The 13,672-nt window shown below is 62.8% G+C and carries 16 protein-coding genes; 6 read left to right on the forward strand and 10 right to left on the reverse strand.

Translation table 11 applies throughout. The features are described from left to right. Positions 1–155 precede the first annotated feature (155 nt). The 4 genes from QA609_RS02360 to QA609_RS02375 are packed head-to-tail and all read left to right on the forward strand — an operon-like array spanning position 156 to position 4,481. Positions 156–638 carry a hypothetical protein gene (locus QA609_RS02360; RefSeq protein WP_278300976.1) on the forward strand — a complete coding sequence of 161 codons (483 nt, stop codon included), beginning with the start codon at positions 156–158 and terminating at the stop codon, positions 636–638. After that, positions 635–2,125 (forward strand): UbiD family decarboxylase, encoded by a 1,491-nt coding sequence (locus QA609_RS02365; RefSeq protein ID WP_278300977.1) that lies wholly within the window; start codon positions 635–637, stop codon positions 2,123–2,125. The genes QA609_RS02360 and QA609_RS02365 overlap by 4 nt, the downstream gene beginning before the upstream one ends. Next, entirely contained in the window at positions 2,122–3,528 is a 1,407-nt protein-coding gene (locus QA609_RS02370; RefSeq protein ID WP_278300978.1) for a UbiD family decarboxylase, read from the forward strand. Before QA609_RS02365 ends, QA609_RS02370 begins: the two co-directional genes overlap by 4 nt. Then, positions 3,525–4,481, forward strand: a complete 957-nt coding sequence (locus tag QA609_RS02375; protein ID WP_278300979.1) for an MBL fold metallo-hydrolase — start codon at positions 3,525–3,527, stop codon at positions 4,479–4,481. Before QA609_RS02370 ends, QA609_RS02375 begins: the two co-directional genes overlap by 4 nt. 134 nt (positions 4,482–4,615) lie before the next feature. Here QA609_RS02375 and QA609_RS02380 read toward each other — a convergent pair whose 3' ends face one another. The 6 genes from QA609_RS02380 to QA609_RS02405 form a co-directional block, all read right to left on the reverse strand. Continuing rightward, positions 4,616–5,455 carry an enoyl-CoA hydratase/isomerase family protein gene (locus QA609_RS02380; RefSeq protein ID WP_278300980.1) on the reverse strand — a complete coding sequence of 280 codons (840 nt, stop codon included), beginning with the start codon at positions 5,453–5,455 and terminating at the stop codon, positions 4,616–4,618. A 116-nt stretch (positions 5,456–5,571) separates the two neighbouring features. Then, a complete protein-coding gene (locus QA609_RS02385) occupies positions 5,572–5,751 on the reverse strand; it encodes a hypothetical protein (protein WP_278300981.1) in 180 nt (59 codons plus the stop codon). Beyond that, positions 5,751–6,515: a Phenylacetic acid catabolic protein gene (locus QA609_RS02390; RefSeq protein WP_278300982.1), complete on the reverse strand. Its 765-nt coding sequence runs from the start codon at positions 6,513–6,515 to the stop codon at positions 5,751–5,753. Before QA609_RS02390 ends, QA609_RS02385 begins: the two co-directional genes overlap by 1 nt. After that, entirely contained in the window at positions 6,508–6,720 is a 213-nt protein-coding gene (locus tag QA609_RS02395; RefSeq protein ID WP_278300983.1) for a phenylacetic acid degradation PaaB family protein, read from the reverse strand. The genes QA609_RS02390 and QA609_RS02395 overlap by 8 nt, the downstream gene beginning before the upstream one ends. Then, positions 6,717–7,112, reverse strand: a complete 396-nt coding sequence (locus tag QA609_RS02400) for a metal-sulfur cluster assembly factor (RefSeq protein WP_278300984.1) — start codon at positions 7,110–7,112, stop codon at positions 6,717–6,719. Before QA609_RS02400 ends, QA609_RS02395 begins: the two co-directional genes overlap by 4 nt. A gap of 1 nt (position 7,113) precedes the next feature. Next, on the reverse strand, positions 7,114–8,034 hold the full coding sequence (locus QA609_RS02405) for a Phenylacetic acid catabolic protein (protein ID WP_278300985.1): 921 nt from the start codon (positions 8,032–8,034) through the stop codon (positions 7,114–7,116). Between the two features lie 307 nt (positions 8,035–8,341). Between QA609_RS02405 and QA609_RS02410 the strand changes: the two genes are divergently transcribed. Together QA609_RS02410 and QA609_RS02415 are read left to right on the forward strand one after the other, a co-directional pair. Further along, a complete protein-coding gene (locus QA609_RS02410) occupies positions 8,342–8,839 on the forward strand; it encodes a GNAT family N-acetyltransferase (RefSeq protein WP_278300986.1) in 498 nt (165 codons plus the stop codon). 4 nt (positions 8,840–8,843) lie between these two features. Beyond that, the gene (locus QA609_RS02415) at positions 8,844–9,128 is read left to right on the forward strand and encodes a 2Fe-2S iron-sulfur cluster-binding protein (RefSeq protein WP_278300987.1); all 285 of its coding nucleotides are present in this window, start codon (positions 8,844–8,846) and stop codon (positions 9,126–9,128) included. 315 nt (positions 9,129–9,443) lie between these two features. On the opposite strand, the gene QA609_RS02420 is transcribed toward QA609_RS02415, so the two are convergent. The 4 genes from QA609_RS02420 to QA609_RS02435 form a co-directional block, all read right to left on the reverse strand. Then, the gene (locus QA609_RS02420) at positions 9,444–10,100 is read right to left on the reverse strand and encodes a GNAT family N-acetyltransferase (protein ID WP_343233781.1); all 657 of its coding nucleotides are present in this window, start codon (positions 10,098–10,100) and stop codon (positions 9,444–9,446) included. A gap of 70 nt (positions 10,101–10,170) precedes the next feature. Next, positions 10,171–11,811 (reverse strand): acyl-CoA synthetase, encoded by a 1,641-nt coding sequence (locus QA609_RS02425; protein WP_278300989.1) that lies wholly within the window; start codon positions 11,809–11,811, stop codon positions 10,171–10,173. Between the two features lie 94 nt (positions 11,812–11,905). Beyond that, a complete protein-coding gene (locus tag QA609_RS02430) occupies positions 11,906–12,679 on the reverse strand; it encodes a CoA-transferase (protein WP_278300990.1) in 774 nt (257 codons plus the stop codon). Beyond that, a complete protein-coding gene (locus QA609_RS02435; protein WP_278300991.1) occupies positions 12,669–13,562 on the reverse strand; it encodes a CoA-transferase in 894 nt (297 codons plus the stop codon). Before QA609_RS02435 ends, QA609_RS02430 begins: the two co-directional genes overlap by 11 nt. Between the last annotated feature and the right edge of the window lie 110 nt (positions 13,563–13,672).

Consider the following 13,672-nt stretch of genomic DNA (forward strand, 5'->3'; position numbering starts at 1 on the left):
GGAAGATCGAATCCGATCGGCTCGACCCGTAATTCGGGTGATTACCGTTTTCGCCCTTCGGACTCGACGTACTGCACGAAACTGTACGATCTATTGAATAGAGTTTTTGTGATAGAACCCCCTACTCACTGATAGCAAGTATGACAGGGAAATACATGACGTCCGAGAGCAACTTACCGGACGAGCCGGAGGGGGAGGAGATCCAGCTGCAGGTCAGCGACGAGCGGACCAAGGAAATCTTCAACATCCGCGCTCGTATCGACCGGAATCCGGACGAGCTGACCGATCCCGACCGGCTGACCGTTGTCAAGGGCCCACACGAGAACACCGAAGAGGAGTGGTACATCGACGTCCTCGAGACGGACCCGGACGACGGCATCGACAGGGAGCTGCTCGAGGCGACGATGTCCGCGATGGAAGACCAGTCGACGGTCATCAACACCCGTTCGAAGGAGGTCAAGACGCTGCTCCGATACCTTACCGAAACGGACGAGTACGAGTCGGTCTCCGAGGCGAGCCGGACGATCATGCTGGAGTACCTTTCGGACAACTACGGCGAACTCGTCGAGGAGTATATCGACCTGAAGGTTCGATCCGAGCGAAGCGAGTTGGCCGACGAGCTGTACGAGTACAAATGACCGCGGACAGCCTCCGGCAATACCTCCAGACGCTGGAGACGAGGGGAGAGATCCACCGGATCTCCGAGCCCGTCTCCTGGAACCTCGAGGCAAGCGCCGTTACGATGCTCGCGAACACGGAGGATAGCCGGATCCCGCTGTTCGAGGACGTCGACGGCGCCCGACTCGTCGGGGATCCGTACCGGGGCAGCCAGCGGCGGCCGTGGGATCGGATCGCGCTCGGACTGGGACTGCCGCCGGATCTCTCCTACGAGGAGTACTACGAGGCAGTGATCGAACGGTTGAACGACCCGAAGTCGCCGACGACCGTCGAGGCCGACGATGCACCGTGCAAGGACGTCGTCGAGACCGGCGACGACGTGGATCTACTGGACTTTCCCTGGCCGTACATCCACGCGGGCGACGGCGGACGCTACTCGAACCTCCACACGCTGATCGCACCCGATATCGACTCCGAGTGGGTCGACTGGTCGTACCACCGATCGATGATTCACGACGACGAGACGGCGAGCGTGCTGTTACTCGCCGGCGAGCAGACGCCGAACCTCTACTACTACAAGTACGAACGGCGCGACGAGCCGATGCCGGTCGCGATCGCCGTCGGCGCCGAGCCCGCCGTACAGTACACCTCCGTCATGTGGATCCCGACCGGACGGGACGAGGCAGAGTTCGCGGGCGGGCTGAAAGGGGAGCCGATCGAACTCGTCGAGTGCGAAACGAACGATCTGCGGGTTCCGGCGACGGCCGAACTCGTCATCGAGGGTGAGATCGTCCCGAACGAGCGCCGCGACGAGGGGCCGTTCGGCGACTACTTCGGCTACGTCCACGGCCCGCGGCGGTCGATGCCGCTCTTGCGAGTGACGGGGATCACTCATCAGCAGGATCCGATCATCCCCTTCTGCGTCGAGGGAACCGGCGTCGGCTACTCCGAAAACTCGACCAGCTCCATGGAGGCCGGTTGTGTCGGTCCGGACGCGACGCTCGGCCTTCGCACCGCCGGGTTCGACGTCGAGTGCTGTGCACCTTGGAAGTCGACCCCGCGGACGGTATACACGATCGCGACACCGTCGGACGAAAACGGCTACCTCCACGAGCTTGCGAACTTCATCTTTACTACCTGGGGAATGCTCCACGTCGACTTCTTCATCTTCGTCGACGCCGACGTCGATCCGCTCGACCAACGCCAGGTGCTCGAGGCGCTCACACTGCACGCGGATCCGGACGAAGACTTCCACCAGTTCGGGGTCGAAACGATGCCGAAGGTGCCGCTGAACATCTACCAGACGCCGACCGAGAAGGGAGACGTCCAGACGGGAACGTCGAAAGCGAAGACGGCGAAAGCCTACATCGACGCAACCAGCGACGGTAGCGCGACGCGAGATTCCGCCGATACCGAGCTCGAGTACCGTGCTCAGGAGATCCTCGAATCCGCAGGGGTCGACTCCGAGAAGCTCCCGTTCGTCGATCCCGGGGAGGGAGAGCGATGACGACCCTCGACGGGCAACTCGAGAACCTCCGAGAGACCGACGACCTAGTCTCGGTTGCCCAGCGGGTCCACTGGGACGCGACGGCCGCGTCGGTCGCCGCCGAAGCGACGCGACACAACTGTCCGGCGACCGTATTCGAGAACACGCCCGGCGAGGTACGACTCGCGAGCGGGGTCTTCGGCGGACCCGACCAGTTCACGAGCCTCGACCGACAGCCCTGGCAGCGAACCGCACAGGCACTCGGGTTCGATTCGGACTGTTCGTACGAGACGATGATCGAACGGCTAGCTCGGCGAACGACCGATTCGGTCGACGATTCGTCGGACAGAGAGCCGGACGCGACATCTCTCGAGGACGTCGATCTCTACGGGTTGGGGTTGCCGACGACCGACGACGGCGAGCCGCTGATCGACCTCGGAATCCTGGTCGCAACGCGGGACGGCGCTACGACCTGGACGCCGATTCGGGGAGTCGCACAACGAAGCACGACGCTCCGGCTGACGATTCCGGAGGCGGCAGCCGACTGGATCGGACCACAAACCGACGCAAGCATCGTGCTCGGCGTCGGGGCCGCACCGCTCGTGGCGGCCATTCAAGGGTGGACACAAGACCGAATTACTCCCGACGTTCCCGGTCTGGCTTCGGGAATCAGCGACGTCTCGATGGCGACCGTCGACTCCCGAGTCGTGCCGTCGGCTGCGGACGTCCGAATCGACGGTGAAATAACGATCGATCGAACGGCTCCCGATCCGAACGGATCGAAATCGGCGTGGGAACGGACCTGCGAGACGACTGTAGTGGACGTACACGTCGATCGGATCGCGACTCGCGAGGACCCGGTCGTCGCGTTTACACCCCTCGGAGAACCCCTGACCGACGACCTCCATCTCGTGAGTCTCGTCGAGGCCGCACAGCTGTTCCGGCGCGTCAACGGCTACTGGGGCGTCTCGCCCGTCGAGTGGATCCGCCTTCCCGTCGAGGCACGTCTCGGCCTCTGTCTCGTCTCGAGCGAGATCCTCTATGCGGGATTCGAGTGGCAGCTCGCGAACACGCTGTTTTCGTTCTCGAAGCTGTTCGACAAGGTGTTGGTTCTGGACGAGAACGCCGACCCAACGAACCTCGCCCGGTCGATCGACGACATGTGGGTGAAGGCCCACCCCGGAAACGACTGGATCTTTAGCGAGCCGAACGCGCCGAGCGCGACCGCGCCACGGTACCGACAGGACGGCGAGACCGGTTCCAGACTCTACATCAACGCGACGTGGGACCCTCACTGGGACGAGGAGTACATCGCACCGCAGGTCACGTTCGAGACGTCGTTCTCGGAGAACGTCAAGGAGGCCCTCGAGGAGCGATGGGAAGAGTTAGGGCTCGACGAACTCGTCGGATCAAACAACCGATGACAGCAATCGTTCGCATTCCGATCGGCGGCGGAACGCCTGAAGGAACGAACAGCGCGTATCTCCTGCCCGATCGGGGCGTCCTCGTCGATCCCGGCCCGCCCTCCGAGCGAGCGTGGGACGATCTCCGGGAGGGAATTAGCGCGCACGCGACCCTCGAGGACCTCGAGCACGTTCTCGTCACGCACTGGCACATCGATCACGCCGGGCTGGCCCACCGGCTCGCGGATCGGGCCGGGGCGTCGATTCATATCCACCGATCGGACGCACCCCTGGTCGGTGACTACGCTGACGCGCGAACCAGCCGGCTCCGCCGGGACGAACGAACCCTCGAGCGATGGGGCGTTCCGAAGTCGGTTCGCGAGTCGGTGATCGATCGCGACGAGCCGTCCCCGCTTCCCGACGCGGCGCCGGTGAACCGACCCGACGACGGCGACGTCGTCGCTGGCGTCGAGTTCGTCCACACGCCGGGCCATACGAAGGGACACGCGTCCTTGCGGATCGACGGGACAATCCTCCTCGGCGATCTACTGTTGCCCACGTACACGCCGAACGTCGGCGGGAGCGACACGCGGCTCGACGACCCCCTCGGTGCGTATCTCTCCTCGCTCGAGCGTGTCGCGACCCACGAGGACGGGGAGCCGGGTCACGGAACGACGATGTCGATCGAGGAGAGCATCGAGGAGGTGCGGCGACACCATCGTAATCGGGCGGCGGAGTCCCTCCAAGCGCTCGTCGCGACAGACGAAGTATCGGCGACGCCGTGGACGGTCGCCCGTCGGCTGTTCGGCGAGATGGAGGGCGTTCACGCGAAGTTCGGCGCGGGCGAGGCGGCCGCACATCTGGTCCGCCTCGCCGAACTGGGAGTCGTCGAGCTGAGTACGGACGACGAGGGACGGATTCGGTTCCGACCCGCTGTCGACGCGTATCCGTCCGAGCTGTCGCTCGCGCCGTAACCATCCGGCGACATCGCTCGTTCTCGGAAACCGTCCGCAAAAAACCGCTACCGATGAGCTATGGGAGGGGTACTCGACAGCCTCGCAACGGCCGTCTCGATCCGCGCCACGGTAGTCCCAGTCTCGAGGGTTCCTTACTCGTCGCCGGGCTCCTTGTCGCCGAGTTCGACGCCGAGGAAGTCCGGTTCGCGGTCGTTGAGGAAGGCGTCGACACCCTCCTCGGCGACGTCCGAACCGAGCAGGCGGTTCTGCAGTTCGCGCTCGTGAGCGAGCGCGTCCGAGAGCGGCATCTCGAGGCCCTCGTTGACGGCCAGCTTGTTGTTGCCGACCGCGACGCTCGGCTTTTGGACGATCTCCGCGGCGAACTCCGTGGCCTTCTCCTCGACCTCCTCGGGCGGGTGGATCTCGTCGAAGATGCCGCGACCGGTCGCCTCCTGGGGCGTGAGCGTGTCGCCGGTGATCATCATGCGAAGCGCCTCCGAGCGGTCGATGTAGCGCGGAAGCAGCTGCGTGCCGGCCTCGCCCGCGATCATGCCCAGGTGGATCTCGGGCATACCGACGTTGTAGCTCTCGTCGTCGCCGACGTACCGGAAGTCACAGGCGAGTGCGAGCTCGAGGCCGCCACCCATGCAGTGGCCGTTGACGACGGCGATGAAGATGGTGTCGGTCGTCCGCATCTTCATGATGATCTCCTTGCTCGTCTGGCTCGCGTAGCCGACCTGCCGGCCCGACTTGTCCTGAAGCTCCTGGATGTCGAATCCGGTCGAGAAGAACTTCTCGTTCGAACTCCCGAAGATGACGGCGCGGACGCCCTCGTCGAAGCGGACTGCTTCGACCGCGCGCTGAAGATCTAGCAGGACTTCGATGTCGTGTGCGTTTGCTGGCGGGCGGTCGAGACGCAGTTCGCCGATGTGGTCGTTGACCTCCGTCGTGAAGTACTCCAAGTCCAACTCGTCGAACGCTTTGAGTTCCATACAGTGTCCCAATCACGCCCACTATATATTAATGTTTGGTTTTGTCCACTAATACGCAAAATATTTCGACATAATTCCATCTAAGCAGGGGAAAGCGACCACTCGGATCCGATTATCTATCTTCCGGTGTCCGGATTTTCACCGTCGTACTTGATGCGTTCGAACACGGTGTTGCAGTCGTTGCAGTAGTACTGGGTCTTCGAGATCTCGCTCCCGAACGCCGACTCCCGTTCCGTGTCGGTCGACTCACAGAACGGACACGACACCTGTGGCTCCGAAGCGTGGTCGGCCATCATCAGCTCAGAGCGAACTCCGCGTTGCGCTCACCGCGGAGCTGTTCGACGTCGTCCGCCGCGATCGCGTCCGCTCCGGTTCGACGCCGAGTCTCGTTCCAGTCGCCGAGTGCGGGGCCGTCCCAGTCGACGTCCTCGAGCGAAACGGCCGTATCGGCGAACAGCTCACGGTAGTGGTCGGCGAACGATCTCCGGATTTCCGAGATCGGTCGATCCGTGAACCCGGCCTCGTACAGCGGATCCTCGCTCTCGTCGTAGGCCGCCGGTCCGATGAACGCAAGCGCCTGCGGGAGCGTCCGTTCTAGCGTGGCCTGGACGGTCTCGGGATCCTCCTCTGCGAGCGTCTCGAGGCGGGCGTCGTGGTACTCGAGGTGGAAGTACTCGTCCTCGCCCATCTTCGTGATCAGTCCCTCGAGTTCGTCCCGATCGATCGCGTCGAGCAGGTACCACGCGGCCCGGTCCGCGGGCGCGACCGAAGCGACGTACTCGGTCCAGTCGCCCTCGATCCGATCGAGGCAGGCGGCGTTAGCGAACTCGTCGGGATCGCGCTGGCCCTTGGTCCACTCGAGATCCCGCCCCTGCCCCTCGAGCTTGCTCGCGAGCTGTCGGACGTGGCCGATCTCCTCTTGAGCCGCGCTGGCGCCGCCGATGTCGTCCTCGAGCGAGGGCCCCGAGAGCGCCCACTGTGCGTACCGGTGTCCCAGGACGAGCTTGGTGTCCGTTATCGCTTGGACGTAGTCGACTGCCGGCTCGGGCCAGTCACTCACCGGCGCTCACCCCGACGGTCGGTTTCGGGTCGTTGCTCACTCGCAGGTAGTCGTCCGCCCGGACGACCGCGAGCATGTCCCAGTCTTCCTCGTCGAACGTGTTGTACGCGTACATTTTTGCCAGTTTATCGCTCTTTGCGGTGACGTTGCCGATGTGTTTGGTTTCGTCACCTTGGTTGATTCGTGCGAACACTTCGTACTTCATAGGCTGATTCCTGCCTCGCGGATCTTGTTGCGAACCGATTCCGTGAGCATCTCCTTCGACCAGACGGGATCCCAGACGACGTCGATCTCGACATCGTCGACGCCGTCGACGAGGGTGAGACAGCTCCGAACGTCGTTGTGGATCATGTCGTAGGCCGGACACCCCATACAGGGGAACGACATCTCGACGGTAACGCGACCGTCGTCGTTGTCGACCCCGTAGATCATCGCTATCTCGACCAGACTCACCGGAATGTGCGGGTCCGGAATCTCGTCGAGAACGTCCCACAGTTCCCGTTCGAACGGCGTCGCGTCGGCACGACGGCGTTCGACGAACTCGCTGGTCCGGGAGATATCGGTCGGTCCGCCACCGTTTCGCTGTGCGCTGGACATGTTAGACCTCGACCTCGACGGTACCGGACTGGATCAGGTTGACGTACTTCTCGTTGGCCGGGCCGCGCGAGCGCCAGCGGTCCATCACGTCGGACCACGAGATCGACTCGTCGTAGCGCCACTCCTTGTTCTCCGCGTCGAACGCGATCGGCATGTCGTACTCGAGGACGTACTCGTCGGCGTCCGCGTCGTAGTGTGCCGGGACGTCGAGGTCCAGCTCGTTCATCAGCGGCAGGGTCCGCGAGAGCCAGTCCTGGCGGAGTTCGTCGTTGGACTTACCCTTGATGCGGTACTCGAGCTGGTCGTCGTGTTTCTTCTTGTCGTCGGGCATCCCGAACCACTCGACGCCGATCGGGAACATCCAGTCGATCGCCTCCTGAAGCTGCTGTTTGGTCTTCTCGCTGTTGTTCGCGAGCCGGCGCATCCACGTCTCGCCGTGGCGAAGGTGGAACTGCTCTTCCTTGCTGACCTTCGTCAGCGCGCGCTTCCAGGGCGCGTAGGAGGTGTTCTCGTGGATGTCGCCCAGGAGAACGATCCCCGCGCGGTCGAAGATGCCGTGGGCCGTCACGAGCTCGGCGAAGTTATCGATATGCTGGTCGAACCCGTACGTGTTTCGGAACTCGTGGGGTTCGCGCTCGTAGATGAGCTCCTCGCGATCCTCTCCGAGGTCCTCGAGCAGCCGGTAGGCGATGTGTCCGTGGCCGAGTTCGTCCTGGATCACGCTGATACACGACGCGCGGGCGTCCAGCGACGGCGCGTTGAGCGACTGGTCGTAGTACGCCGGCGCGCTCATCAGCTCGGTGTCGCCCGAGACCAGCAGGATCTGCTTGAGCGCCTTCTTGTAGCCGTCGGTCATCTCTTCGGTCGATTCGATCATCCGCCCGTTCTGTAGTTCTTCCTTGAACTGCGCTTCTGAGGGCATAGTGGTAATCGTCCATCTACCCCTTCCTCGTCCAGGGTTATAATTGTTTTCTGTATACGCTCAGTGTATCTATCGGCCGTTTCGCGGGGGTTTCGGCGTAGCGACTTCGCCTGTAGTCGACGGAGCGGCCCGCTGACGGTGGCTCTGGTTACCGGGTGGACCGTATACGCCTCTGAGCGGTGTTCGCAGCGACGCCTCGAACTGCACCCGTTCCGAGCGAAGCATCGTGTCCCGCGCGCCCCGACAGATAAGCTATCCGACCGATACAACAGTGCCTTTTTTGGTAATCCGATCCAGATGGTAAGCTATGACGTACGACGTCCGACAGGCGATCAGCGATGACGGCGAGGAGTTACTAGAGCTATGGCACGGATTTACCGACCACCTCTCGGAGCACGACGACCGCTACCGACACAAGGAAAGCGCCGACGACCGGTGGCTCCAGTACTTCGAGAATCAGCTCGTCGACTCGAAGTACGGGACGGTGTTCGTCGCCGAAGTGGAGGAGAGCGGCGAACTCGTCGGCGTCCTCGAGGCGCGGATCATGGGTAACCACCCGATCTTCCGCCTGCAGGATCACGGCTACATCAACGGTCACTTCGTCAGAGAGGACCACCGTAGCGAGGGTGTCGGGACCGCGTTGCTCGAGGCCGTCCACGAGTGGTTCGACGAGTCCGATCGAGAGATCGACTTCTATCGCGTCGACGTGATCCAGGGCGACGATGACTCGGCCGGGTTCTACGAGTCCAACGAGTTCGAACCAGTCGAGCACGTTTTCGAAAAATCGATCGGATCGAACGGGTGACCCCATGGTCGAAACCTACACAGTCGAGTTCGTCGACGAGGGGCGAACGCTCGAGATCCCGGAGAACCAGCCGATCCTGGAGGCGGCGGAGGAAGCGGGCCTCACACCGCCGTACCAGTGTCGGATGGGCGTCTGTGGCGTCTGCTGCGGGATGATCGTCGAGGACGGAGCGGTCGAACAGATGGAGGGAATGTTCCTCTCCGATAGCGAGAAAGAAGAGGGGTACGCTCTGACGTGTGTAGCGAAACCCCGGTCGGATCTTCGGATTCGAACCGACGAAAGCCCCTGATCGAACGGGGTCGAACTGCGGTACGAATTTTTGTGTAACCCGATAGCTGAGGGACTCGGTCGTTCTCGGATAGCGTATACGCCTATCGTATACGCAGACGGGATCGTCCTTTTCGGTCGGACAGGGAAGAAATTACTACCGTACTGCTGTAAAGTGCTGTTTACGAAAGTACCGGTGTAACGGCTCGGATCGAACGACGGGCGGTTTCGAGCCGAAAAGGGGGATGCGAGGCGTATACAACACCCGTATTTGGAGGGCGATTACGGGAGTCGTATACGCGTCGTCGGCTGTCGATTCGAGCGTCCGCTTTGCGTCTCAGTCGCGTTCCGCGGGCGGTCGCCGCACTCGCCGCGTGAGCGGCCGCCGCAGTTTCAGCGTCATCGACAGCTCGGAGAGTCCGCGCTCGACCACTTCGAACCCGATGTTCTTGTACACCGTGATCGCACGTTCGTTCCCGGTCGACACCTCCAGCGCCAGTTCGTTCCCGTCTCTCTCGTCGGCGTAGGCGACGAGCTGTTTGATCATCTCGGAGCCAACGCCCTCGTTTTGGTACTCCTGGTGGATGTAAATGAGAAACTTCCATCTGTAGTCGACCGAGTCGGACGGGACGACAGCGACGTGGCCGATGGCCCGGTTGCCGTCGAACGCGACGAGGTTCCACCCTCTCTCGGTCAGTCGATCCAACCAGTTTTCGATCTTCGAAACGCCGTTCGGTGGCAACCCCATACTCCGGCTGTACTGATCGAAATCGTCGTACATCCGGACGAGTGTATCCATATCGTCCGCTTCGTAGGGTCGAACGAGAAGCACAGTACCGCTTTTGCTCTCGAACCGAGGACACCGCGGCGGACAGTACGGCGTTCCGCGACACTCGGAGTTATCCCACGCGGTACAGGCGGCAGTCGCTCGGCTGTCGCTTGAGGACATATCGAGCTCTTCCGTTGGACGCGCAATAACTACTGCGCCGAACATGTTTCGACGCGACGGAAAACGGATGGCGGGGTATCGTCAGCGAAACGATGGTCGTTCGCGGATCGACCGATCAGCTACCGTGCTCCTGTTCTCGGAGCTCGGTTCGGCGGATCTTTCCGGTCTCCGTTCGCGGGAGCGTCTCCGTAAACTCGACCTCACGAGGATACTTGTACGGAGCGAGCGTGTTCTTGACGTGGTTCTGAATCTCGGCGACGAGATCGTCGTCAGGAGTAGTGCCGTTCGATAGTACGGTAAACGCCTTCACGACCTCGCCACGTTCTTCGTTGGGACTTCCAACGACGGCAACCTCCGAAACGGCTTCGTGTTCCTCGATAACCGCCTCGACCTCCGGACCGGGGATGTTGTACCCGCTCGAGATAATGAGATCGTCGCTCCGGGACTTGTACTCGAGACGTCCGTCCTCGCGCTGGACGAAGATGTCGCCGGGGATCGACCAGCCGTCCTCGGTCGTCGAACCCTCCTGTTTGTCGGGACGGTCCCAGTACTCGACACCGGTCGGGCCGCGAACCGCGAGGAGGCCGGCCTCGCCGCGCTCGAGTTCCTCGCCGGTGTCGGGATCGATGATCTTGCACTCGTATCCGGGGACGGGGAAGCCGGTGGCGCTCGGGTCGATCTCGCCGTCGTGGCAGTGACTGATGAAGATGTGAAGCATCTCCGTCGTCCCGATCCCGTCGAGCAGATTGATCCCGTACTCCTCTTTGAAGTTTTCGAACGTCGTCGGCGTGAGCGGCTCGCCCGCGCTGAGTCCGAGCCGAAGCGAGGAGACGTCGTACTTTTCGGGCCCCTCGGGGTAGTTCGAGAGGATCTGGTTGAACCCGGTCGGGATCGAACACAGCACCGAGACGCCGTGGTTTTCGACGGCCTCGAGCAGGTCACCCGGGCTCGCGTCCTCGACGAGGCTCGTGCTCGCGCCGAATCGGAGCGGGAACGTGACCAGATCGCCGTAGCCGTACGCGAACGGAAGCGGCGGGTTCCCGCCGAAGACGTCCTCCTCGGTCGGCTCGATGCAGTATCTGGCGTAGGTGTCCGCGGTCGCGAGCACGCTCTGATGACTGTGGATCGCACCCTTCGGACGACCGGTCGTCCCGCTGGTGTACAGCATCAACGCCAGATCCTCGCGCTCGGTCTCGTAGGCCTCGAGCTCGTCATCGGCTTCCTCGAGGAGCTCGTCGTAGCTGTGATGATCGTGATCGACGCCGTTGCGTTCGGCCACGATGACGTCCTCGACGGTCTCGAGGTTCGGCAGCGCGTTCTCGACCTCGTCGAGCAGGTCGTCGTAGACGACGACGGTCGTCGCCTCGGCGTTGTTGATAATGTAGTCGAGCTCCTTGGCCCGCAGCAGCTTCATCGACGGGAGCGCGACGCCGCCGATCTTCTGGACGGCGAGACACGTTACGATCGCCTCCGGACGGTTCGGGAACCGGACGACGACTCGATCGCCGGCCTCGACGCCGAGATCTCGGAGTGCGTTCCCCATCCGATCGACCTGTTCCTGGAGCTGCTCGTAGGTGATCGTTCGATCCTCGAAGTAGATCGCGACGTTGTCGCCGCGTCCCTCCTGGACGTGGCGATCGACGAGTTCCTCCGCGACGTTGATCCGTTGTGGGTAGTGGGCTTCCGGGGTCGGGTGGATGTAATCCGGAGCGTTCGATTCGTCCGGTAGATACTGCTCTGGGACGTTCGGCTGCATGTACGAGTAGTTCATCATAGCTTTAAATTATATACCTACCGGTTCGTGTCCTCGAGGACTGATTGGGAAAAAATTGTTTCCGGGTGGCTCCGAGCTACGTCCAGAACCCGTCCGGATCGAACGTTCGGACCAGTTCGAGTTCCTCGGGCGTCGGTTCGGGCGTCGTCGTGACCGATCCCGCGCCGACGTCTTCGGCGGTGTTCAGCTGCCACGGGAAATCGTCGGTCACGTCCGCGACCTCGACGCCAGGATGGACGCTCCGGAGGTAGAGCTCGCCGGCGTCGTCGAAACCGAACGCGGCCTTCGAGGTGACGAGCGCGCTCGGTCCGCCGCCCGGCGCAGGGTGATTCCCGCGACCGGAGCCGTCGGTGGCGTAGCCCGGACTCGTCGCGTAGGTGACTTCCTCGGCGAACCGTCGCGGTTCGTGGGGCATGAGAAGCACCGTTCGGTCGGCCATACAGGCGATATCGCAGGCGCCGCCGCTCCCGGTAAGGCGGATATCGCGGTCACCGGCCTCGACCCAGGTCGTGTTCAGGTTGCCGTAGCGGTCGATTTCGGCGCCGCCGAGGAAGCCGACGTCGACCTCACCGCGCTGGAGGCGGGACATAATATCGATCATATCGGTCGTCGCGACGGCCCGGTTCAGGTTCGGGAGGTCGCACATCGTGTGGATGAATCCCTCGGCGGGAGCGTCGCGAACGACGCCGCTCTCGTAGACCGCCATCGCGTTCGGGGCGTGCGTGCTGACCGCAACCTGGAACGCGATCAGTGGCAAGCGCATCCCGACGAAGGCCGTGTCTCCGTCCTCGATCTCGCTCGCAGCGGCGGTGACCATCAGTTCCCGGTCCGTGTAGCTCTCACTGCCCATACTCCACCTCCGCGGCGACGGTCGGGTCGGTGATCGAAAGCTCCCGTTCGACGAGAGCGGCGTACTCCTCGCGGTCGTCGACGCCGTACACCCACTCGTCGGCCCACTCCTCGAAGGCCTCCCGCGTGTCGGTCCGTCGAGCGTACTCGAGGAAGTACTCGTTGTCCCTGTTGTAGCGGCCGGCGACCGGCGAGGGATGGGCGCCGAACGGACACTCGACGACGCTCGTCACCTGATCCCGCGTGATCGCGACGCGACTCGGGTCGCTCTTGATGACTTCGGGATCGACGACCTCCTCGGCGGTAACCAGAACGTTCTCGGCGGCGCCGACCGCGGGGTCGATGATTCCGGAGTTCCCCCAGAAATGGGCGTCCCCGTCCGGACTCGCGCGTTGGACGTGGACGATCGCCCAGTCCGGTTCGATCGCGGGAACGAGGACGATCCGTTCGTCGGTGAACGGATCCGTCGTCGTGACGAACAGATCGCTGTGCTCGAGGATATCGCTCCCGAGAAGCGATTTCGTTGGAAGGTAGGGAACGCCCATCGAACCGGCCTGTAAGGCGAGTGCGATACTGAAGTTCGAGTGGTCCTCGATCTCGACGGTTCCGTCTTCAACGGCCTTCCGGAATCGGTACCCCGTCCCCGCGCTGACGTTGCCGGCCCACGCCGCACGAACGCCGGACACCGCATTCCCGCCGATCAACTGATCGAAGAGCAGGTCGCTTATCGGGCCGATCAGGGTCAGACCGGAGCGACCCTGTCGAAGCAGTTCGTGTCCAGCGGCGAACGGGATCGCGTGCTCGAGGGCGAGACCGGTCGCGATCGAACTTCCGTCGTCGATCCGCGCTACGGCGTCGTCCAGACTCTCGGTACGTGCTGACATCCACCGCAACTATCCGGTACCAGTAAATAAAACTAGCTGTCGACCCGTCGAACTGCCGTCCATATTCGCCTTCCAACATAAATTATAAATAGGCATAGAGCGCACTGGTT

Origin of the sequence: Natronococcus sp. A-GB7 (assembly GCF_029688865.1) — an archaeon.
In the GTDB taxonomy this organism is placed as follows: domain Archaea; phylum Halobacteriota; class Halobacteria; order Halobacteriales; family Natrialbaceae; genus Natronococcus.

Bases quoted from the DNA above. Each gene is read 5' to 3' on its own strand.
- QA609_RS02360 (WP_278300976.1), top strand. From the start codon at position 156: ATGACGTCCGAGAGCAACTTACCGGACGAGCCGGAGGGGGAGGAGATC.
- QA609_RS02365 (WP_278300977.1), top strand. From the start codon at position 635: ATGACCGCGGACAGCCTCCGGCAATACCTCCAGACGCTGGAGACGAGG.
- QA609_RS02370 (WP_278300978.1), top strand. From the start codon at position 2,122: ATGACGACCCTCGACGGGCAACTCGAGAACCTCCGAGAGACCGACGAC.
- QA609_RS02375 (WP_278300979.1), top strand. From the start codon at position 3,525: ATGACAGCAATCGTTCGCATTCCGATCGGCGGCGGAACGCCTGAAGGA.
- QA609_RS02380 (WP_278300980.1), bottom strand. From the start codon at position 5,455: ATGGAACTCAAAGCGTTCGACGAGTTGGACTTGGAGTACTTCACGACG.
- QA609_RS02385 (WP_278300981.1), bottom strand. From the start codon at position 5,751: ATGATGGCCGACCACGCTTCGGAGCCACAGGTGTCGTGTCCGTTCTGT.
- QA609_RS02395 (WP_278300983.1), bottom strand. From the start codon at position 6,720: ATGAAGTACGAAGTGTTCGCACGAATCAACCAAGGTGACGAAACCAAA.
- QA609_RS02400 (WP_278300984.1), bottom strand. From the start codon at position 7,112: ATGTCCAGCGCACAGCGAAACGGTGGCGGACCGACCGATATCTCCCGG.
- QA609_RS02405 (WP_278300985.1), bottom strand. From the start codon at position 8,034: ATGCCCTCAGAAGCGCAGTTCAAGGAAGAACTACAGAACGGGCGGATG.
- QA609_RS02410 (WP_278300986.1), top strand. From the start codon at position 8,342: ATGACGTACGACGTCCGACAGGCGATCAGCGATGACGGCGAGGAGTTA.
- QA609_RS02415 (WP_278300987.1), top strand. From the start codon at position 8,844: ATGGTCGAAACCTACACAGTCGAGTTCGTCGACGAGGGGCGAACGCTC.
- QA609_RS02420 (WP_343233781.1), bottom strand. From the start codon at position 10,100: ATGTTCGGCGCAGTAGTTATTGCGCGTCCAACGGAAGAGCTCGATATG.
- QA609_RS02425 (WP_278300989.1), bottom strand. From the start codon at position 11,811: ATGCAGCCGAACGTCCCAGAGCAGTATCTACCGGACGAATCGAACGCT.
- QA609_RS02430 (WP_278300990.1), bottom strand. From the start codon at position 12,679: ATGGGCAGTGAGAGCTACACGGACCGGGAACTGATGGTCACCGCCGCT.
- QA609_RS02435 (WP_278300991.1), bottom strand. From the start codon at position 13,562: ATGTCAGCACGTACCGAGAGTCTGGACGACGCCGTAGCGCGGATCGAC.